17 protein-coding genes and 1 pseudogene are annotated in these 18,823 nt (G+C 62.8%); 8 read left to right on the top strand and 10 right to left on the bottom strand.

The genetic code is table 11. The features are described from left to right. The 3 genes and pseudogenes from GCT19_RS25800 to GCT19_RS25810 all read right to left on the bottom strand — a co-directional run. Positions 1-144 (bottom strand): annotated as a pseudogene (locus tag GCT19_RS25800) (hydrolase); the annotation flags it as partial. Positions 145-301: 157 nt separating this feature from the next. Next, the gene (locus GCT19_RS25805) at positions 302-1,309 is read right to left on the bottom strand and encodes an alpha/beta fold hydrolase (protein ID WP_152853521.1); all 1,008 of its coding nucleotides are present in this window, start codon (positions 1,307-1,309) and stop codon (positions 302-304) included. Positions 1,310-1,598: 289 nt separating this feature from the next. Then, a complete protein-coding gene (locus tag GCT19_RS25810; protein ID WP_152853522.1) occupies positions 1,599-2,516 on the bottom strand; it encodes a LysR family transcriptional regulator in 918 nt (305 codons plus the stop codon). Positions 2,517-2,847: 331 nt separating this feature from the next. Between GCT19_RS25810 and GCT19_RS25815 the strand changes: the two genes are divergently transcribed. Next, on the top strand, positions 2,848-4,062 hold the full coding sequence (locus tag GCT19_RS25815; protein ID WP_152853523.1) for an MFS transporter: 1,215 nt from the start codon (positions 2,848-2,850) through the stop codon (positions 4,060-4,062). A 134-nt stretch (positions 4,063-4,196) separates the two neighbouring features. Here GCT19_RS25815 and GCT19_RS25820 read toward each other — a convergent pair whose 3' ends face one another. The 7 genes from GCT19_RS25820 to glnH all read right to left on the bottom strand — a co-directional run bounded on the left by GCT19_RS25820 (position 4,197) and on the right by glnH (position 11,480). Then, complete coding sequence (locus GCT19_RS25820; RefSeq protein WP_152853524.1) at positions 4,197-4,793, bottom strand: FMN-dependent NADH-azoreductase; 597 nt, start codon at positions 4,791-4,793, stop codon at positions 4,197-4,199. Between the two features lie 104 nt (positions 4,794-4,897). Then, on the bottom strand, positions 4,898-7,192 hold the full coding sequence (locus GCT19_RS25825; protein ID WP_152853525.1) for a GAF domain-containing sensor histidine kinase: 2,295 nt from the start codon (positions 7,190-7,192) through the stop codon (positions 4,898-4,900). A 93-nt stretch (positions 7,193-7,285) separates the two neighbouring features. Further along, entirely contained in the window at positions 7,286-8,284 is a 999-nt protein-coding gene (locus tag GCT19_RS25830) for a MurR/RpiR family transcriptional regulator (protein ID WP_152853526.1), read from the bottom strand. After that, positions 8,220-9,305 carry a C45 family autoproteolytic acyltransferase/hydolase gene (locus GCT19_RS25835; protein WP_152853527.1) on the bottom strand — a complete coding sequence of 362 codons (1,086 nt, stop codon included), beginning with the start codon at positions 9,303-9,305 and terminating at the stop codon, positions 8,220-8,222. The genes GCT19_RS25830 and GCT19_RS25835 overlap by 65 nt, the downstream gene beginning before the upstream one ends. Before the next feature lie 10 nt (positions 9,306-9,315). Continuing rightward, positions 9,316-10,053, bottom strand: a complete 738-nt coding sequence (gene glnQ, locus GCT19_RS25840) for a glutamine ABC transporter ATP-binding protein GlnQ (RefSeq protein WP_018438275.1) — start codon at positions 10,051-10,053, stop codon at positions 9,316-9,318. Beyond that, on the bottom strand, positions 10,050-10,706 hold the full coding sequence (gene glnP / locus GCT19_RS25845) for a glutamine ABC transporter permease GlnP (protein WP_018438276.1): 657 nt from the start codon (positions 10,704-10,706) through the stop codon (positions 10,050-10,052). The genes glnQ and glnP overlap by 4 nt, the downstream gene beginning before the upstream one ends. A 27-nt stretch (positions 10,707-10,733) precedes the next feature. Further along, positions 10,734-11,480, bottom strand: a complete 747-nt coding sequence (glnH, locus tag GCT19_RS25850; protein WP_018438277.1) for a glutamine ABC transporter substrate-binding protein GlnH — start codon at positions 11,478-11,480, stop codon at positions 10,734-10,736. 443 nt (positions 11,481-11,923) lie between these two features. Between glnH and GCT19_RS25855 the strand changes: the two genes are divergently transcribed. The 7 genes from GCT19_RS25855 to GCT19_RS25885 all read left to right on the top strand — a co-directional run bounded on the left by GCT19_RS25855 (position 11,924) and on the right by GCT19_RS25885 (position 18,822). Beyond that, positions 11,924-12,505, top strand: coding sequence for a cytochrome b/b6 domain-containing protein (locus GCT19_RS25855; RefSeq protein ID WP_152853528.1), 582 nt, complete (start codon positions 11,924-11,926; stop codon positions 12,503-12,505). Between the two features lie 3 nt (positions 12,506-12,508). Continuing rightward, positions 12,509-13,303, top strand: a complete 795-nt coding sequence (locus GCT19_RS25860; protein WP_018438279.1) for a molybdopterin-dependent oxidoreductase — start codon at positions 12,509-12,511, stop codon at positions 13,301-13,303. 49 nt (positions 13,304-13,352) lie between these two features. Continuing rightward, complete coding sequence (locus tag GCT19_RS25865) at positions 13,353-13,967, top strand: hypothetical protein (RefSeq protein WP_152853529.1); 615 nt, start codon at positions 13,353-13,355, stop codon at positions 13,965-13,967. Positions 13,968-14,245: 278 nt separating this feature from the next. After that, positions 14,246-16,630: a bifunctional salicylyl-CoA 5-hydroxylase/oxidoreductase gene (locus GCT19_RS25870; protein WP_152853530.1), complete on the top strand. Its 2,385-nt coding sequence runs from the start codon at positions 14,246-14,248 to the stop codon at positions 16,628-16,630. Continuing rightward, positions 16,627-17,400 (top strand): SDR family NAD(P)-dependent oxidoreductase, encoded by a 774-nt coding sequence (locus tag GCT19_RS25875; protein ID WP_321576873.1) that lies wholly within the window; start codon positions 16,627-16,629, stop codon positions 17,398-17,400. Before GCT19_RS25870 ends, GCT19_RS25875 begins: the two co-directional genes overlap by 4 nt. Beyond that, positions 17,397-17,951, top strand: coding sequence for a MarR family winged helix-turn-helix transcriptional regulator (locus GCT19_RS25880; RefSeq protein WP_321576874.1), 555 nt, complete (start codon positions 17,397-17,399; stop codon positions 17,949-17,951). The genes GCT19_RS25875 and GCT19_RS25880 overlap by 4 nt, the downstream gene beginning before the upstream one ends. 19 nt (positions 17,952-17,970) lie before the next feature. Then, positions 17,971-18,822: an enoyl-CoA hydratase family protein gene (locus GCT19_RS25885; protein ID WP_152853531.1), complete on the top strand. Its 852-nt coding sequence runs from the start codon at positions 17,971-17,973 to the stop codon at positions 18,820-18,822. The last annotated feature ends 1 nt before the right edge of the window (position 18,823 follow it).

Raw genomic sequence — 18,823 nt, forward strand, 5'->3', positions numbered from 1 at the left:
GAACAGCCTGGCGGCCTTCGCGAGGATCTGCACGTTGTGCAGCACGGTGGTGCGCTCGTGCGAGTGCGTGCCGAAGAACATCTGCGGCTGGTGGTCGATCAGCGCGAGCGCGCAGTTCTCGGGGGTCAGCAGTTCAAAAGCCATGATTGCTCCAGTGAGGTACGGGTATGGACACGCGATGCCGCGCGCAGCGGTCATCGAACGCGTGCAGATTACGGATCGCGCGCCTTAAAGTCCTTGGGAAAACCTGAAGCGTTATGAACGCTTCAGGTCCGCCGAGGCGAGCGCGCGAGAGTGGGCTTCAGCCCTTGAGGAAGGCGAGCAGGTCGGCGTTGACCTGGTCGACGTGCGTGCTGCACATGCCGTGCGGAGCGCCCGCATAGACCTTCAGCGTGGCGTTCTTGACGATCTTCGCGGAGAGCTTCGCGGAATCGTCGATCGGCACGATCTGGTCGTCATCGCCGTGCAGGATCAGCGTGGGCACGCTGATCTTCTTCAGGTCTTCGGTGTAGTCGACTTCCGAGAACTGCTTGATGCACTCGTACTGGCCTTTGATCGAACCGGCCATGCCCTGGCGCCAGAAGTCCTGCACCAGACCTTGCGAGACCTTTGCGTTGGGACGGTTGAAGCCGTAGAACGGCGTGGCCAGGTCCAGATAGAACTGCGAGCGGTTCGCGGCCACGCCCGCGCGGATGCCGTCGAATACCGACATCGGCAGACCGTTCGGGTTGTTCGCGGACTTCACCATCTGCGGCGGCACCGCGCCGATCAGCACGGCTTTGGCAACACGCTTCTCGCCATGGCGACCGATGTAATGCGCCACTTCGCCGCCGCCCGTGGAGTGACCGACCAGCATCGCACCCTTCACATCGAGCGCGTCGAGCACGGCGGCCAGATCATCGGCGTAGGTGTCCATGTCGTTGCCCTCGGAGGGCTGGCCCGAGCGGCCATGGCCGCGGCGGTCGTGCGCGATCACGCGGTAGCCCTGATTCACGAGGAACAGCATCTGGGCGTCCCACGCGTCGGCGCTCAGCGGCCAGCCGTGCGAGAAGACCACCGGCGTACCGGTGCCCCAGTCCTTGAAGTAGATCGGCGTGCCGTCCTTGGCATTCACATAGCCGCCGCCATGATGATGGCCCGTGCCATGTGCGTGCGATGCGCCTGCCGCACCCGCGTTGCTTGCCGCGCCAGCCGCGTTGGCGGAAAAGCTGGCCATGGCCGCCGCGGCACCCGCCATGCCGGCGCCGGCAGAAAGCAGGCGGCGGCGTGTGGTCGAAGGAATGGACTGTTCGATGTTCTGCGTATTCATGGTGCTTCTCCGTCGTTGCATCGCTATGCGTGTGGTTAGCGATGAGGTTCGCATTTGCGTGGAAAGCGACGCGGCGCGGACCCGACTGGGTCGAGGAGCGCCGCATGCAGGACGAAGCTTAAGAACGCGACTCTTCAAAGTCCTTGTGGCGATCTGAAGAGTTCTGAAAATGCGAAAACGCGCGGTGAATGCGGCATCGAAGGTGCGACGACTCTAACTTTTGTCATCGCGTGGAAATACTTTTATGGGTGAGAGCCGACTGGCGGCTGTGAACTCACCACCCGTGCGGCTAGACCGGGGGCTGCCCGATGCGCGCTTCAAGAAACTGCAACAAGGCCCGCACTTTCGTCGAATGCCTGCGATTGGGCAGGTATGCCGCATGGACCACGACATCGCCACTCTGCGGCGTCACCTTCCAGTCAGCGAAGCATCGCATCAGGCGGCCGGAATCGATGTGTTCGTTCACCAGCCAGCCGGGCAATAGTGCGACCCCCTGCTCCGCGAGGACTGCTTGAAGGAGCATATCGAGGCTGTTCGAAATCAGTCGCCCGCGCACGTTGACCTTTTCAATTTCCTCCCCGCGCGTGAACGTCCAGATCTGGCGTGCCCGATAGCTTCCGCCATAGGCGATGCGCAGACATTCGTGTTCCGCGAGGTCGGCCGGCTCCTCGGGCCTTCCCGCTCTTTTCAGGTACTCGTGGGCCGCAACCACTAAGCGCGGATTGTCGGCCATCTTCCTGACGATGAGATTCGGATCGCCGCTGGGCAGCCCAATCCGCACAGCCACGTCGATGCGATCGAGCGCGAGATCCACGAAGTGATCCGCAACCACGACGTCTAGCGCAACGCGAGGATATTCACGCAGGAAAGCGGCGAGATGCGGCGCAAGCACGATGCGGTTGTACGTGGACGGCACCGTCACGCGCAATGCGCCAACGGGCGCCGCGCCGCTGTCCAGCACGCTTTCGTCGGCCTCGGCAAGCTCGTCGAGCAGCCTGGAAATCTGCTCGACATACGTCGCGCCAGCATCGGTCAGGCTGACACGCCGCGGGGTTCGCGTCAGCAGCGCGGTGCCGAGCGAGTCTTCGAGTGCGTCCATCAAACGCGTGACCGACGAGGTTGCCACGCCCAGACGCTGGGCGGCTTTCGCGAAGCCGCCGGCATCAGCCACTTCGAGCAGGGTGTTGAGGGCGAGCAATTTGTCCATGCGGGGGATTATGCCAGCGGAAATCGGGCGGTTCGCACTCTGCGCGCCTTCATCAAGCGCAAGGATTAATGGCGGGGCTCAGGACTTTTCAGGTGCGTGATGGCAGCCTACCGTCATCATGACCTTGGCTTTCGAGCGCCGCTCCTCGCGTTGCGTGGCGCGCAACGGGGGATTGCGCGCCGATCGTATTCCGCATGCACCGGCTCGCGCCTAACCTTGGTGCAGTCGCGAACACCAGTTTGGCTGTCGTACAACCCGACGCCAATTCGCGGACTGCATAGCAAGTCGAAAGGCCCAGTCGTCAAATAATTTCTTCGCTCAAGGAGCCATCATGTCCACTCCCTCGCGCACGCTCGGCGGCAACGAACGGCCCGTCAAGCTCACCCAGGGACTCATTGCACTATTCGCATTCAGTTGCGGCGCGATCGTTGCAAACCTGTACTACGCGCAGCCGATTACCGAGCTGATCGGTCCGGCGCTGCACATGTCGGGCGGCACGGCGAGCCTGATCGTTTCGCTCACCCAGATCGGCTACGCGCTCGGTCTGTTTTTCATCGTGCCCTTGGGCGACCTGCTCGAGAACCGCAAGCTGATGATTACGACCGCAGTCGTGTCGATCGCGAGTCTCGCCGCCGCATCGCTGATGCACACCCCCAGCTGGTTTCTGCTGATGTCGTTGCTGATCGGCTTCAGTTCCGTGGCCGTGCAGATCCTGATCCCGCTCGCGGCGCACCTTGCTCCCGATCATTCCCGGGGCCGTATCGTCGGTACGATCATGGGCGGTCTGCTTCTCGGCATCCTCCTGTCCCGACCGCTGTCGAGCATCGTCGCGGATCACTTCGGCTGGCGCGTCGTGTTTGCGGCGGCCGCAGTCGTGATGGCGCTCGTGACGACCGTGCTCGCGCTGACGATTCCGCGCCGGCAGCCGGACCATAGCGCCACGTATTTCGAGCTCATCGGCTCGCTGCTCGTGCTCGTGCGAACCATGCCGGTACTGCGCCATCGTGCGCTCTATCAAGGTTTGATGTTCGCGTCGTTCAGCCTTTTCTGGACTGCGGTTCCGGTTGAGCTTACGCGCCAGTACGGCCTTTCACAGTCGGCGATCGCGCTGTTCTCACTGGTTGGCGCAATCGGTGCGACATCGGCTCCCGTCGCAGGCCGCCTCGCGGACGCTGGATATTCCATTCGCGCCACGTTTGTGGCGCTGATCGTCGCCGCGTTGTCTTATCTGCCGGCACTCGTCCTTCCCGCGTCCGGAGTTTTCGGCCTCGTGGTTACCGGGATTGCGCTCGACTTCGCCGTGCAGATGAACATGGTGCTCGGCCAGCGGGAGATCTACGCGCTGCACGCGGCAAGCCGCAACCGCCTCAACGCGCTGTACATGACGAGCATCTTCGTTGGCGGCGCGATCGGGTCCGCGCTTGCGAGCACGCTCTTCGAGCGCGGTGGGTGGCCGCTGGTCGCAGGTGTTGCTCTTGCATTCCCGCTGGTTGCGTTCGTCCACTTCCTGCTGATCGGACGGCCGTACGCTCTCAGCGAGCGCTAGACCTAGGCGCGTTTCGCCAGGGCCGCCCTAGCAGCGCACCAATGACAAAACGCCACGGAGATCGCTTTTCGTGGCGTTTTTCTTTGTACCTTGTGCGCGTCGCCCTACCGGGGCGACGACGCATCGAGTGAGACTTACACTGCCGCAATCGCCTCACGTGCGCTCGCGAGCGCGGCGCCGGCCGCATCCGGACCCATCGCCAGGCCTTCGGCATAGATGAAGCTGACGTCGGTCATGCCGAGAAAGCCGAGAAACGACTTCAGATACGGCGTCTGGGTATCGTTCGGCGTGCCTTGATACTTGCCGCCACGCGCCGAAACCACGAACACTTTCTTGCCCTTCACCAGACCTTCCGGACCGTTCTCGGTGTAGCGGAACGTGATGCCGGCGCGAGCGATCCAGTCGAAGTAAGTCTTCAGCTGCGACGAGATGCCAAAGTTATACAGCGGGGCACCGATCACGATGATGTCCGCGGCCTGCAGTTCCGCGATCAGCCCTTCGCTGCGCGCATTGATCGCCTCCTGCTCGGGGGTGCGCTGGTCGTCCGGCGTGAAGAACGTACCGAGGATGGCGTCGTCCAGGTGCGGCAGCGGCTCGGCTTGCAGGTTACGCGTGACGACGGTCGCGCCGGCGTTCGACTGTTGCAGACGCGCCGTCAGTTCATTGACGAGCAGCGTCGACTGGGCGCCTTGCGAGCGGGCGGCGGAATTGATTTGCAGGATCGTGGCCATATTGGCTCCTTCGGGTTTCGGTTCTATCGGTTACGCAAGCTTGCGCGGTGAAGAATGTTTGCCCGAAAGCGCCATGTCGGCAACTGAAGCGTTATTAATTAAATTTAATCTGCGTCTGTCGCATCAGTCGATTGAGCCTCCCGCGACGAAACGGCAGGTCGCTGGGGCACCGTAAACTGAACGACCGCGCCGCGTGGCGAAGAGTCAGTAGCCCACAACCGCCCGCCATGGGCGTCGATGATGGAACGGCAGATCGAAAGTCCCATCCCCAAGCCGGTCGCCTTCGTGGTGTAGAACGCCGTGAACGCGTGTTCGGTACCGTTCGGGCCAAAGCCCGTTCCCGAATCGCGCACGGTCACGAGCACGCAGGCGTCTTCGGTCTCGGTCGTGCTGATGCAAACCCGCCGTACCCCATCGATATCGTTCAATGCTTCCAGCGCATTGATAATCAGATTGAGCAACACCTGCTGCAATTCCACCCGGTCGCCTTCAACGAACGGCAACCCCTCCGCGAGTTGCATCTCCAGCTGGGCACCACTCTTTCTTGCTTCGCCCTGGACCAGGTCGGCGATCTCACGGATGACCTCGTTGATATGCACCGGCTCCTTTCTCCGTGGCGCCTTCGTCACCAGCTGTCGGATTCGGCCGAGCACGTCGGCGGCGCGATTGGCGCCGCCGACGATACTGTCGAGCGCGCGGCTGGCCTCGTCGATGTCGGCGGGCTCGCGGTCCAGCCATCGCAACGCGGCCTCGGCGCTGATCACCGTCGAGGCGATCGGCTGACTGAGTTCATGAGCAATCGAGGCCGCGAGTTGCCCCATGGTCGCAACGCGGTTCGCATGCGCCAGTTCGGCCTGCACCTCGCGATAGCGCTCTTCGCTCTCGCGGACTTTCTTTTCCGCCTGCTTCTGCTCGGTCAGGTCGAGCACAAAGGCGACGCCTTTCCGGCCGTTTGCGTCGGAGGCGGCAAAGCCGACGATGACGGGTACGCGGCCGCCGTCCTTCCTGACGTATTCCATCTCGAATGGCTTGGTGCGACCGGTTTCTGCCAACTCGATCCGCGCGCGGATGGCGTCGTCATGCTTTTCCGGCGCCGTCAGATCCAGACAGCGCACGCGGCCCGCGACGAGATCGTCGCGCCCGTAGCCCACCATGCGCAGAAACACGTCATTGGCTTCGAGGATGTTCCCATCGGCATCCCAGACATTGAATCCGATGATGTTGGCATCGACCAGACGCCGCATCTTTGCCTCGCTCTCCGCGACGTCGCGATACAAACGGGCATTTTCGAGCGAAACTGCAGCCTGCGAGGCCATGATCTTCAGCACAGCGATCCTGCCAGGACTGAACCCGCGGGCAATACGATTGTTCTCGAGGTAGAGCGCACCCATCAGCTTTGCGCCATTCCTCAGGGGCAGGCACAGAATGGAACGCGCGCGATGCTCGCCGACATAGGGATCTGTGTTAGACATCGGCTCGGCTGAAGCATCGTCGAGAATCGTAGTCTCGCCCGTACGCAACACGTGGTACAGGATCGACTCCGGCAACATCGTCGCGTTGACCGGCGCGTCGGATAGCTGCAGACGGACCGCATCGCCGGCCGTGGTGGCTTCCGCAGCAAGCCGATGCGTACGCCCATCCGACAGGATCAACAACCCCCTTTCGGCGCCCGCCTGTTCGATTGCCGTGCGCGTGATCATTTCGATCAGCATTTCCAGCCTGATCTCGCTTGAAACCGCCTGTAACGCCTTGATCACTGTCGCCAACTCGGGGGGCTCGATTGCCGCTGACATAGCATTCGTCGATCCGGGCGCCGCCTCGTCGGTCCTCAGGTACGGATACTGTTCCTCGAGTTGCCGCACCTTTGCATTGGCGCCCCAACGCAGGTAGCCATCGCGGGCCTTCTGCATGTACATACGCGCAATGCTTCCAAGACCGCGCGCCGAGTAAAAACGGGACGCGAGTTCGCTCACCAGTGCCTCGACGTGCGCGAAGCCACTTTCCTGCGCTGAGCGGATGGCCTGCTCGTAGAGCATCGCGGCGTCGTCTGCGCGCCCCTCGATACGGGCGATCTCGGCACCGACCAGCGCGGTATGGCCTGCGAAATTCTCCGGGCAGAGATCGGCACAGACACGCAGTTGGTCGTGGTGCACAGTCAGTGCTTCCAGCTGCTGCAGGAGCTCGTTAGCCGGGATGGAGTCGCACCGTGCAGCTCTAGCCAGCGCGGCATAGAAGTGATATTCGGGCTCCTCGACGAACGGCTGCAAGGTTGCTGGCAGCCGTTGGACCTCTGAGGCAGCCACCATGGCCGCGTCGTGGTCTCCGGCGAGATAGCGTGCCTGCAGCTTCCCGACCCAGTCCCAGCCGTTGTCCCGCAAATTATTCTCGTTTTTATCCATCGTTCCTGCGATGAAATCGACTGCACCTGCGGGCGCAAGTGCTCTGTCTTTGTAAGACCAGCGGTTGCGATTGCGAAGATCACTGAGCGGAGATCAGTCCGTTTCGATCCCCAACGCAGTAATCAATCGTTCGCGCCGCGATAGCGCCTGCAAAGACCGCTTCCCCAGATGCGTCGCGACCAGATTGAGCAGGCCTTCGCAAAAGATCAGATACGCGCCCATGCTATTGCTGAAGAAACTGCTGTCGTGCGGAATCAGGAACGCGTGCCGCGCGGGTGGCACCAGTGGAGACGCGAGCGTATCCGTGATCGCGATGACCGTCATACCCGCCTCGGCCGCTGCCTTCGCAGCTTCAGCGACGCTGCGCGTATAAGGCGAGACGCTCGTGACGACCACCACATCTCCCGGTTGCAACTGCGCGAGTCCTTCAGCCACGCCCAGCCCTTGTGCATCGAGCAACCCGACGTCGGTGCGGATCATCCCGAGCCCGTAGCAAAGAAAGCTGGCGAGCGCGCTGAACTGCCGCAAGCCGTGCACGCGCACGCGCGGCGCCCCCGCCAGTAGCGCGGCCGCGCCACGCAAATCGTCAGCCGATAGCCGCGCGAGAAACGTCTCCACATTGACGATCGATTCGTGCGCGAGTTGCACGACGACCTCGACCTCGGGCGACGTTCCGCTATTGACGGGCGTGTGCGCACGCTGCTTTTTCCCCGCAACGAGCCGCTCCGCCTGATTCGTATAGAAATGCCGGTGACGCTCCGCCAGCGAATCGCGAAACACGCTTTGAAAATCCGCGAATCCTGTATAGCCGAGCTTCGTGCTGAGCCGCGTCAGCGTCGACGCATTGACGTCGAGTGCCGTCGCCAGATCGGTGATGGTCCGCACGGCCACTTCCTCCGGCCGTTCAAGCAGCCACGCCAGCACGGCGTGCGCCTTGCCGCCGAGCGACAGGCCCGCCTCGTCGCGACCGATGCGCAACACCAGTTCGCGCAGCGCATCGACACTGCGCGGCGCGCCAGCGACGGCTTCAGGCGCGCTCGCCTCGTCCTTGTTCGCCGGCTTGCGGCGCTTCGTGCGTAGGTTTGTGTCCATTGATCAATCGATATCGCGGCGGCGTCCCGGGTTGTTCATAAACGTCCCATTCTATGTGAGACGCCCTGATCACGATATCAGCGGTTGCGAGCGTGTTTTCGTCGTCAGGATCGGCGGGGTCGGCGCGGTAGATCGGCAGCGATGCGTCGTGCGTGTCCGCGAGGATCGCGAGCGGCTCAGGCGCATGCCCCGCTTCGCGTGCGTCCCGCAACATCCGGTCGCCGCGCGCCTGCCGACTACACGATGAATCGGTCACGAGCTGGGCGAAGCCGCGCATCGGCGGATGAATCGCGTGATTCGCATGCAACGACGGCTGCGTGATCTCCTGCACGGAACAACCGTGCGCGCTGAATTCGACGCTCAGCAACGGCGCGCTCGCCTGATGCGCAAGCGTCAGATGGAAGCCGCCCGCGCGAGGGTTGTCGCGCACCACGGCAACGGCCGCATCGAGATCGCGCGCATCCAGCAAGGCGCGTGTGAGCACCATGCGCGGCACGCCCGCCCCGGTCTGGCGCACCCGCAGGTTGTTCACGGTGACGGCGAGGCCCGCGTCCGTCACGGCGAACGTATGGCCCGGCAGTGAGCCCGGATACACGAACGCCGCAAAGCCCGGACTGCCGTCGATCCGACACGCGGCAATCGCGCAATGCCCGGCGAAGCCGGGGTCACCGTCTTCGTTGTGAGTGATGCGCTTGCAATCAACCGATGGCAATTGCACCGTCGTGCATCCGTCGGGCGACGCAGCCCACAGGTCGCCGCGGCAGTTCCACAGGAACACATCGTCGAAGGGCAGTCCGAGGCCATTGGCAAGCCCCTGCAATTCCGCCCAGATACGCGGAAAGCGCTGCTGCGTATGTGCGGAAAGCGCGGCGGCGAGCGGCGTGCCACGCCATTGCATGACGTCGCGCCAGGCGGCCGATTGCACTAGGTGGCGATGCACGGCCAACGCGCCGAAGCGCCCTAACGCCTCGCCCGCGCCGAACGGCGAGCCGGAGATTTCGATGAATCCAATTGCAGACATGAGTTCGAGATCATTCGACGTGTTGAAGGAAATCGCGCAGGCGCTGATTCGGCGGATTGTCGAGCAACTGCGCGGGCGGCCCGTCGACGGTGATGTGGCCGTGTTCCATGAAGATCAGACGCGTGCCGACCTTGCGCGCGAACGTCATTTCATGCGTCACGACGACCATCGTCATGCCCTCTTCCGCCAGCGACTGCATTACACGCAGCACTTCCTGGCGCAGTTCAGGATCGAGCGCCGAAGTCGGCTCGTCGAACAGCATCAGCTTCGGCTTGACGGCCAGCGCGCGCGCAATCGCGACGCGTTGCTGCTGACCACCCGACAACTCGCTTGCATAATGCCCGACGCGGCCCGCCAGGCCCACTTTCGTGAGCAGCTCGTGCGCGAGCGTTTCCGCGTCGGACTTGCTCATGCCACGCACCTGACGCGGACCGAACGCGACGTTTTCGAGCGCCGTCAGTTGCGGGAACAGGTTGAACTGCTGAAACACCATGCCCGCTTCGCGGCGAATCTCGCGCACTTTCTTCGAGCCGCCGTGCACGCTGATGCCATCGACGATCAGATCGCCGCCGTCGATATGCTCCAGCGCGTTGATACAACGCAGCAGCGTCGACTTGCCCGAACCCGACGGACCGATCAGCACCACGACTTCGCCCGCGCGAATGTTCAGATCGACGCCGTCCAGCACGGTGGTTTGCCCGAAGCGTTTCGTGACCTGCTTGAACTGCACCATATCGAGCGCGCTCATAGTATCCGCATCCTCTTTTCCATCGTGCGCAGACAGAACGTCAGCACACCGATCATGCACAGATAGATTGCGGCTACGGCCGTCCAGATTTCAACGGCCCGGAAATTCGCCGCCATGATTTCCTGACCCTGACGCGTGAGTTCACCGACGCCGATCACGATGAACAGCGACGTATCTTTCAGGCTCACGATGAACTGATTGCCAAGCGCAGGCGTCATGCGGCGAATCGCAACGGGCCCGACGACGAACCCGAGCACACGCCACATCGGCATGCCCAGCGCGAGTCCCGCCTCCTTCAATCCGCGTGGCACCGACAGGAACGAGCCGCGCACGATCTCGGCGATGTACGCGCCCGAGTTGACGATGATCGAGACGATCGCGGCCGTCAACGCATCGACGCGCACGTTCAACAGCACGGGCAGAGCGAAGTAGATGAACATCACCTGCACGACGATCGGCGTGCCGCGCACGAACTCGACGTACGCGAACGCGATCTTCTGCATGAATGCGTTCCCGTAAGCGCGCATCAAGCCGAACAGAAAGCCGACCGCCAGCCCTCCCGCAAGACCCGCGATGGTGATGAGCACCGTCAGCTTCGCACCCTGCAATAGTGCCGGTAGCGCATCGACGACGACTGACAGATCGAACTGCATGACTTGCCTCCCGCAGCCGTTGCGTTATCAGGACTTCGTCGGCTCGACGCCGAACCACTTCTTGTAGATCGCCGCATAGCGGCCGTCAGCCTTGATCTTCGCAAGCGCCGCATTGACCTTCGGCACGAGCGGGCTGCCCTTCGGGAAGCCGATGCCGTATTGCTGCGCCATCATCTGCGGACCGACCGCCTTCACGTGGCCCTTGCCCGCCGTGTTGACGTAGTAGAGAACGTTCGGCGTGTCGTGCATCGCCGCATCGACGCGTCCTGTCTGCAACTCCAGATACGCGTTGTCGATGTTCGGGAACTGGCGCAGATCGGTGCCCGCGAAGTGGGCCTTCGCGTAATCCGCCGCCGACGTCCCCGTCTTGATCGCGAGCGACTTGCCCCTCAGGTCGTCCGGGCCCTTGATCGCGCTGGTGGCCGGGACCATCAGCGTGAAGCCGCTGTCGTAGTAGCCATCGGAGAAATCGATCACTTTCTTGCGCTCGTCCTTGATCGTGATGCCCGCGAGCGCGACGTCGACGTTATGGGTTTGCAGCGCCGGCAGGATGCCGCTGAAATCCATCGGCTGCAGCTTGTAGTCGAGCTTCAGGTCCTTCGCGATGGCTTCCCACAGGTCGATGTCGAAGCCGACGTATTTGTCGCCCTGCTTGAATTCGAACGGCACGAACGCCGTGTCGCAGGCGACCAGCAAGGTCTCGGCCCGCGCGGCATGACCGAGGACGGAAACGGCGACGAGTGCAGCCGCGGCGAGCTTTGCTACGAGTTTCATGACGACCTCTTCGAGGTGGGGTTGAGGAACGACAGCAAATCGATTTGCGCTGAGTATCTTCGTGCAAATTTATTTGCGCAATAGGGTGGCGCGCAAATATGCTTGCAAAGCGGGTATACCCCGATACGAGATGTCCGACGGAAGACGCGGGGAGCCGAGGCATGTCTTTGCGCCGAGGCGCATTTGCCCGACGCAATAGGGCATGCGGGATGCTGCGAATCCTCTGGGGCTTAACGGCTTTCGCGCGCGGCGTGTGTCGCCATTGAAAGTCGATTGCAAGGGAAAAATCTTCACGCGCGACGGAATAACGGTCGATCGATCGCGTTAGCCCTTGTGTTGCAGATGGCAGCCTGATGATCGGAGCGCGACTCGGTGTCCGACCCGGCTTGCCCCGCGCTACTGGAATGAATGCCACCGAATCTGGAGTGATTTTGAGTCACAACATGGTTCAACCCGGTTGGGTACGGATCACACACTGGGTCAATGCTGTCGCGGTCGTGCTGATGGTCATGAGCGGCTGGCAGATTTACGATGCGTCGCCAATCTTTCCAGCCATTCAGTTTCCACCTTCGATCACACTTGGCGGTTGGCTCGCCGGAGCACTGCTATGGCATTTCGCCGTGATGTGGCTGCTGGTCGCCAATTTCCTGGTGTATCTCGCGCTGAATCTGGCGTCCGGACGCTTTCGACGCAAGCTGCTGCCCGTCAGGCCGAAACAGCTGGCCGCCGATCTGGTCGCCGCGCTGCGCGGGCGCCTGAAACACGACGACATCGCCCACTACAACTCGGTGCAGAAGCTCGCTTGTCTCGTCGTGATCGCCGACATCGTGCTGATCGTGTTGTCGGGGCTCGTCATATGGAAGTCGGTGCAGTTCCCGCTGCTGCGCACGCTGATGGGCGGATATGACAATGCGCGCGTCGTGCACTTCGTATGCATGAGCGTACTGGTGGCGTTTTTCATCGTTCACGTCGCGATGGTCGCGCTCGTGCCGCGCTCGTTACTGCTGATGATACGGGGACGGTAAATCATGACGATCCGAAAACGCACCGCGCAAAGAGGCACTTTTCTCGCGACGCATGGCGAATCGATCATCCATGACGCACAGCGCGAACTCAAATCGCCCGCGCGCCGCCTGTTCGGCCGGCGGCTGCTGACGCTGGGCGGCGTCGCGATGCTGTCCGGTTGCGATCTGATCAACGACAAATCGGTGGACACCGCGCTGCGCCGCATCTCATTCTTCAACGACCGCGTGCAGGCGCTGCTGTTCGATCCGAACAAGCTGGCGCCCACGTATCCCGAGTCGATGATCACGCGGCCGTTTCCGTTCAACGCGTTCTATGAGATCGACGATGTACCCGAGATCGATGCCGCGACCTACCGTCTGCAGGTCAACGGTCTCGCGCACGGCAAGCGCACCTGGTCGCTCGACGAACTGCACGCGCTGCCGCAGGAAAGCCAGATCACGCGTCTTGTCTGCGTCGAAGGATGGAGCGCGATCGGCCGCTGGGGCGGCGTGCGCTTTTCCGAATTCCTGCGTCGCGCGGGGGCGGACACGAGCGCGAAGTACGTGTCGCTGCATTGCGCGGACTACAACTACTGGACCAGCATCGACATGCCCACAGCGCTCCACCCGCAGACGCTGCTCACGCTGACTTACGACGGTGACGTGCTGCCCCCGAAGTATGGCTTCCCGATGAAGCTGCGCGTGCCGACCAAGCTCGGCTTCAAGAATCCCAAGCATATCGTCGCTATCGAAATCACGAACCGGTATCCGGGCGGCTATTGGGAGAACCAGGGCTACAACTGGTTCAGCGGCTCGTGAGGCAATGATGTCTTTCCCCGATCCTTCAACCATCCAGTTGGGAGCTGCTATGACATTCCGTATCCAACTTGGCGCAGCCTTGATGGCTGCTGCGTTCGCGAACGCTGCTTTCGCGCAGGCGCCCGCCACGACGCCCACGCGCATCCGTGGCGAAATCGTGTCGCAAAACGGTGACACGCTCAAGATCCATCGCCGCAGCGGCGATACTGTGTCGGTCGATGTGAAGCCGGATGTGCGCGTTTCGGCTGTGAAAACGATGCAGTTGTCGGATATCAAGCCGGGTACGTTTATTGGCACGGCTGCAACCACCGGCACCGACGGCAAGCTGACAGCAACGGAAGTGGTGGTGTTCCCCGAGTCCGCGCGCGGCACGGGTGAAGGGCATTACGCGTGGGACCTGGGCCCGAAGAGCTCGATGACCAACGCGAACGTCGACTCCGTCGTGCAGAGCACTAACGGCCGCGACCTGAAGCTGTCGTACAAGGGCGGCAGCAATGTGGTGACGGTGCCGCCAAACGTGCCCATCGTCACGTTCACGCCCGCGGAGCACAGCGATCTTACGACCGGCAAGAAGGTGTTCATTGTCGCAACGCCCGCGTCGCAGGGAAGTTACGTTGCGCAACGTGTCGTGGTCGAAAAGGACGGCGTGGTACCGCCGATGTGAACGCTGATTTTCGGCTCGGAGAGCGCCACGCACGGCTCATGGGTTGACGTGGCGCGTGCCGACTGCGTTCGCATACGCAACCAGAATGATCTCACTGGCGTGGCGCCAACAGGCGACGACCTTCACCGTCCGGCAAGACCCTGGCTCGCCTGAAGCCGCCACGCGCCGATGAGCGAGCGATCTCCGAATTTCCATACCCCACTCACGATATTTACTTGACATCTAAACTATCAAAACCTAAATTAATCTGACCGCGGAGTTCATTTTGGGGAACCAGCATGCGCATAGTCTGTATCGGGGGCGGTCCGGCCGGTTTGTACTTCGGTCTGTTGATGAAAAAACGCAACCCCGGCCATGAAGTCACGGTGATCGAGCGCAACCGCCCCTATGACACCTTCGGCTGGGGCGTCGTGTTCTCCGACCAGACGCTCGGCAATCTGCGCGCCGCCGACGCCCCGAGCGCCGAGGCGATTCTCGACGCGTTCAATCACTGGGACGACATCGAGATCCACTTCCGCGGCCGCAGCGTGCGCTCGTCGGGCCACGGCTTTTGCGGCATCGGTCGCAAACGCCTGCTGAATATCCTGCAGGCGCGTTGCGAAGAACTCGGCGTGAAGCTCGTGTTCGAAACCCAGGTCGTCGACGACAGCGCATACGACGCGGACCTGATCATCGCGAGCGACGGCCTGAACAGCGCCGTGCGCCAGAAATACGCGCATACCTATCAGCCCGACATCGACGTGCGCGACTGCCGCTTCGTGTGGCTCGGCACGAAGAAGCTGTTCGACGCGTTCACGTTCGCGTTCGAGGAAACCGAATTCGGCTGGTTCCAGGCGCATGCCTACCGCTTCGACGATCAAACCTCGACGTTCATCGTCGAAACCCCGGAACGCGTATGGCGGGCCGCCGGTCTCGACGAAATGAGCAAGGAAGACAGCATCGCGTTCTGCGAAAAGCTGTTCGCGAAGTATCTCGACGGCCATGCGCTGATGTCGAACGCGGCGCATCTGCGCGGCTCGTCGCAATGGGTCCGTTTTCCGCGCGTCGTCAACAAGGAGTGGGTGCATTGGCGCAGCAACGCGAACGGAACACGAACGCCGATCGTGCTGATGGGCGACGCCGCGCATACCGCGCACTTCTCGATCGGCTCGGGCACCAAGCTCGCGCTCGAAGACGCGATCGAACTCGCGAACAGCATCCGCGCGCATCCGGGTTCGCATCCGGACGACCTGGCCGCAGCGTTGAAGCATTACACCGAGGTGCGCAGCATCGACGTGCTGCGCATCCAGAACGCCGCGCGCAATTCGACCGAATGGTTCGAGCACGTCGATCGCTATACGTCGTTCGAGCCGGAACAGTTCGCGTATTCGCTGCTCACGCGCTCGCAGCGCATCTCGCACGAGAACCTGCGCGAGCGCGATGCGCGGTATCTGTCCGGCTTCGAAGACTGGCTCGCGAAGCGCGCGGGCGTGGAGCGCGCGGCGGACAAACATTCGATTCCGCCGATGTTCACGCCCTTCAAGGTGCGCGGCGTCACGCTGAAAAATCGCGTGATGGTGTCGCCGATGGCGCAGTACTCGGCGGTAGACGGCGTGGCCGGCGACTATCACCTGATGCATCTCGGCGCGCGCGCAATGGGCGGCGCCGCGCTCGTGATGACCGAGATGACCTGCGTGTCGCCCGAAGCGCGCATCACGCCGGGATGCCCGGGCATGTACGCGCCCGAGCATCTGGCCGCGTGGAAACGCATCGTCGATCTGGTGCATCTGCAATCGGATGCGAAGATCGGCATCCAGCTCGGCCACTCGGGCGCGAAGGGTTCGACGCGCGTCGCGTGGGAAGGCATCGACCAGCCACTCGACGACGGCAACTGGCCACTCGTCTCGGCGTCGCCGCAGCAGTATCTGCGCGGCATCAGCCAGCATTCGCGCGCAGCCACGCATGACGAGCTGCGCGCAATCGAGCAGCAGTTCGTGAAGGCGACGCGCATGTCGATCGAAGCAGGTTTCGATTGGCTCGAATTGCACTGCGCGCACGGCTATTTCCTGTCGAGCTTCCTGTCGCCGCTGACGAATCACCGTACCGACGAATACGGCGGCTCGCTCGAAAACCGTCTGCGTTATCCGCTGCAGGTATTCAGCGCGATCCGCGCGGTGTGGCCGCAAGACAAGCCGATCTCGGTGCGGATTTCCGCACACGACTGGGTCGAAGGCGGCAACACGCCGGACGACGCCGTGAAGATCGCGCAAGCGTTCAAGGCGGCCGGCGCGGACATGATCGACGTATCGTCGGGCCAGGTCAGCAAGGAAGAAAAGCCCGTGTTCGGCCGCATGTTCCAGACGCCGTTCGCCGATCGCGTGCGCAACGAAGCCGGCATCGCGACGATCGCGGTCGGCGCGATTTCCGAAGCGGACCACGTGAACAGCATCATCGCCGCGGGTCGCGCGGACCTGTGCGCGATCGCGCGTCCGCATCTGGCGAATCCGTCGTGGACCTTGAATGAAGCGGCGAAGATCGGCTACCTCGACATCGCGTGGCCGAAGCCCTACACCGCCGCGAAGCTGCAGCTCGAACGCAACCTCGAACGCGAGCGCGCGCAAGCCATCGCCAACGCCGGCCTGACGGCGCAACAACGCGCGCAACGCGCCGAAGGAACCGTGTGAACACGTCAGACACCTCTCTCGCCGGACAACACGCTGCCGTCACCGGCGGCGGCAGCGGCATCGGCGCGGCCATCGCGCAGGCGCTGCTGCGCGCCGGCGCGCGCGTCACGCTGATGGGCCGCAACGCACAACGCCTCGAAACGCAGCGCGAACAATGCGCGACGCTCGGCGATGTCGCGTGTATCAGCGTGGACGTCACGCGAGAAGATTCGGTCGCGCGCGCATTCGACCAGGCGGGCGCCGTCGATATCCTCGTCAACAACGCAGGCCAGGCGCAAGCCGCGCCGTTCACACACACCGATATCGCACTGTGGCAACGCATGCTCGACGTGAATCTGACCGGCGTGTTTCTCGGCACCCGCGCCGTACTGCCGGGCATGCTCGAGCGTGGCTATGGCCGCATCGTCAACGTCGCGAGCACCGCGGGGCAGATCGGCTATCCGTACGTCGCCGCGTATTGCGCCGCGAAGCATGGCGTGATCGGTCTCACGCGTTCGCTCGCGCTCGAAACCGCGACGCGCGGCATCACCGTCAACGCGGTGTGCCCCGGCTACACCGAAACCGAGCTACTGCATGCGTCGCTCGAACAGATCACGAGCAAGACCTCGCGCACCGAAGCTGATGCGCGCGAAACGCTGCTGCGCTCGAATCCGCAGCGACGCTTCGTGAGTCCGGAACAGGTCGCGAACGCGGTATTGTGGCTGTGTCGCCCCGGCTCGGATGCGATCACCGGGCAATCCATTTCCATTTCGGGTGGGGAAGTAACGTGAGCAAATCAACGCAAGCAAAAAAGTCGCCGCCGGATGCAAAGCCGTCGCGCAAAGGCGTCGCCCAACCCGCGGAGAATGTCGTGGACCTCGAAATGAGCACCGGTGCGGACAGCCACATGGGCCTGCGTCTGTGGCTGCGCATGCTGACCACCACCAACCTCGTGCAGGCCGAATTGCGCAAACGTCTGCGCGCCGAATTCGACACCACGTTGCCGCGTTTCGATCTGATGGCGCAACTCGAACGACATCCGGAAGGCCTGAAAATGACCGAGCTGTCGCGTCGTTTGATGGTGACGGGCGGCAATGTCACCGGCATCACCGATCAGCTCGAAAAAGAGGGGCTGGTCACGCGCGATACCGACCCGAACGACCGCCGCTCGATCAGCGTGTGCCTGACGCCCGCTGGCCGCAAGGCGTTCGACAAAATGGCCGTCGCCCACGAGCAATGGGTCGTCGAAATGTTCGGCGGCCTGAGCCTCGACGAAAAGATGAAGACCCATCAGGACCTCGGCAAACTCAAGCGGCATCTGCTCGACAGCCTGAAAGGCTGACTTCGCACCGGAGGAATACATGACACGATCCAACGCCGACGCACTGTTGGCCGGCAACCGCCTGACCCTGGCAGGCTATGAGGCGAAGCACTTCGGCTGGTCGGTGACCAAAAAGGTCGCGACGATCACGCTGAACCGCCCCGAACGCAAGAACCCGCTGACCTTCGAATCGTATGCGGAGTTGCGCGACCTGTTTCGCGACCTCGCGTACGCGACCGACGTGAAGACCGTCGTGCTGCACGGCGCGGGCGAAAACTTCTGCTCGGGCGGCGACGTGCACGACATCATCGCGCCGCTGATCGATCTGCCGATGCCCGAGTTGTTGCTGTTCACGCGCATGACCGGCGATCTCGTGAAGGCCATGCGCCATTGCCCGCAGCCGATCATCGCGGCCGTCGATGGCGTTTGCGCGGGCGCCGGCGCAATCCTCGCGATGGCTTCCGATCTGCGCCTCGGCACCGCGCGCAGCAAGCTCGCGTTTCTGTTCACGCGCGTCGGCCTTGCCGGTTGTGACATGGGCGCATGCGCGATGCTGCCACGCATCATCGGCCAGGGACGCGCCGCCGAACTGCTGTTCACCGGCCGTTCGGCAAGCGGCGACGAAGCTCACGCGTGGGGCTTTTACAACCGCCTGTGCGACCCCGCCGCGCTCATCGAAGAAGCGCAGAAGCTCGCCGCCGATCTCGCGTCCGGCCCGACCTTCGCGCACGGCATGACGAAGAAGATGCTGCACCAGGAATGGAGCATGAGCATCGACGAAGCGATCGAATCCGAAGCGCAGGCGCAGGCAATCTGCATGGGCACGCGCGATTTCGAGCGCGCGTACGACGCGTTCGCGGCGAAGACGCGTCCGGTGTTCGAAGGAGACTGAG

The organism is Paraburkholderia atlantica (genome assembly GCF_009362785.1).
Taxonomy (GTDB): Bacteria; Pseudomonadota; Gammaproteobacteria; order Burkholderiales; family Burkholderiaceae; genus Paraburkholderia; species Paraburkholderia atlantica.

Excerpts from the sequence above, each read along its gene's own strand:
- glnH (WP_018438277.1), bottom strand. The coding sequence starts at position 11,480 with ATGAAACTCGTAGCAAAGCTCGCCGCGGCTGCACTCGTCGCCGTTTCC.
- GCT19_RS25830 (WP_152853526.1), bottom strand. The coding sequence starts at position 8,284 with ATGGACACAAACCTACGCACGAAGCGCCGCAAGCCGGCGAACAAGGAC.
- GCT19_RS25820 (WP_152853524.1), bottom strand. The coding sequence starts at position 4,793 with ATGGCCACGATCCTGCAAATCAATTCCGCCGCCCGCTCGCAAGGCGCC.
- GCT19_RS25805 (WP_152853521.1), bottom strand. The coding sequence starts at position 1,309 with ATGAATACGCAGAACATCGAACAGTCCATTCCTTCGACCACACGCCGC.
- GCT19_RS25835 (WP_152853527.1), bottom strand. The coding sequence starts at position 9,305 with ATGTCTGCAATTGGATTCATCGAAATCTCCGGCTCGCCGTTCGGCGCG.
- GCT19_RS25810 (WP_152853522.1), bottom strand. The coding sequence starts at position 2,516 with ATGGACAAATTGCTCGCCCTCAACACCCTGCTCGAAGTGGCTGATGCC.
- GCT19_RS25815 (WP_152853523.1), top strand. The coding sequence starts at position 2,848 with ATGTCCACTCCCTCGCGCACGCTCGGCGGCAACGAACGGCCCGTCAAG.
- GCT19_RS25885 (WP_152853531.1), top strand. The coding sequence starts at position 17,971 with ATGACACGATCCAACGCCGACGCACTGTTGGCCGGCAACCGCCTGACC.
- glnQ (WP_018438275.1), bottom strand. The coding sequence starts at position 10,053 with ATGAGCGCGCTCGATATGGTGCAGTTCAAGCAGGTCACGAAACGCTTC.
- GCT19_RS25855 (WP_152853528.1), top strand. The coding sequence starts at position 11,924 with ATGGTTCAACCCGGTTGGGTACGGATCACACACTGGGTCAATGCTGTC.
- GCT19_RS25865 (WP_152853529.1), top strand. The coding sequence starts at position 13,353 with ATGACATTCCGTATCCAACTTGGCGCAGCCTTGATGGCTGCTGCGTTC.
- GCT19_RS25870 (WP_152853530.1), top strand. The coding sequence starts at position 14,246 with ATGCGCATAGTCTGTATCGGGGGCGGTCCGGCCGGTTTGTACTTCGGT.
- GCT19_RS25860 (WP_018438279.1), top strand. The coding sequence starts at position 12,509 with ATGACGATCCGAAAACGCACCGCGCAAAGAGGCACTTTTCTCGCGACG.
- GCT19_RS25825 (WP_152853525.1), bottom strand. The coding sequence starts at position 7,192 with ATGGATAAAAACGAGAATAATTTGCGGGACAACGGCTGGGACTGGGTC.
- glnP (WP_018438276.1), bottom strand. The coding sequence starts at position 10,706 with ATGCAGTTCGATCTGTCAGTCGTCGTCGATGCGCTACCGGCACTATTG.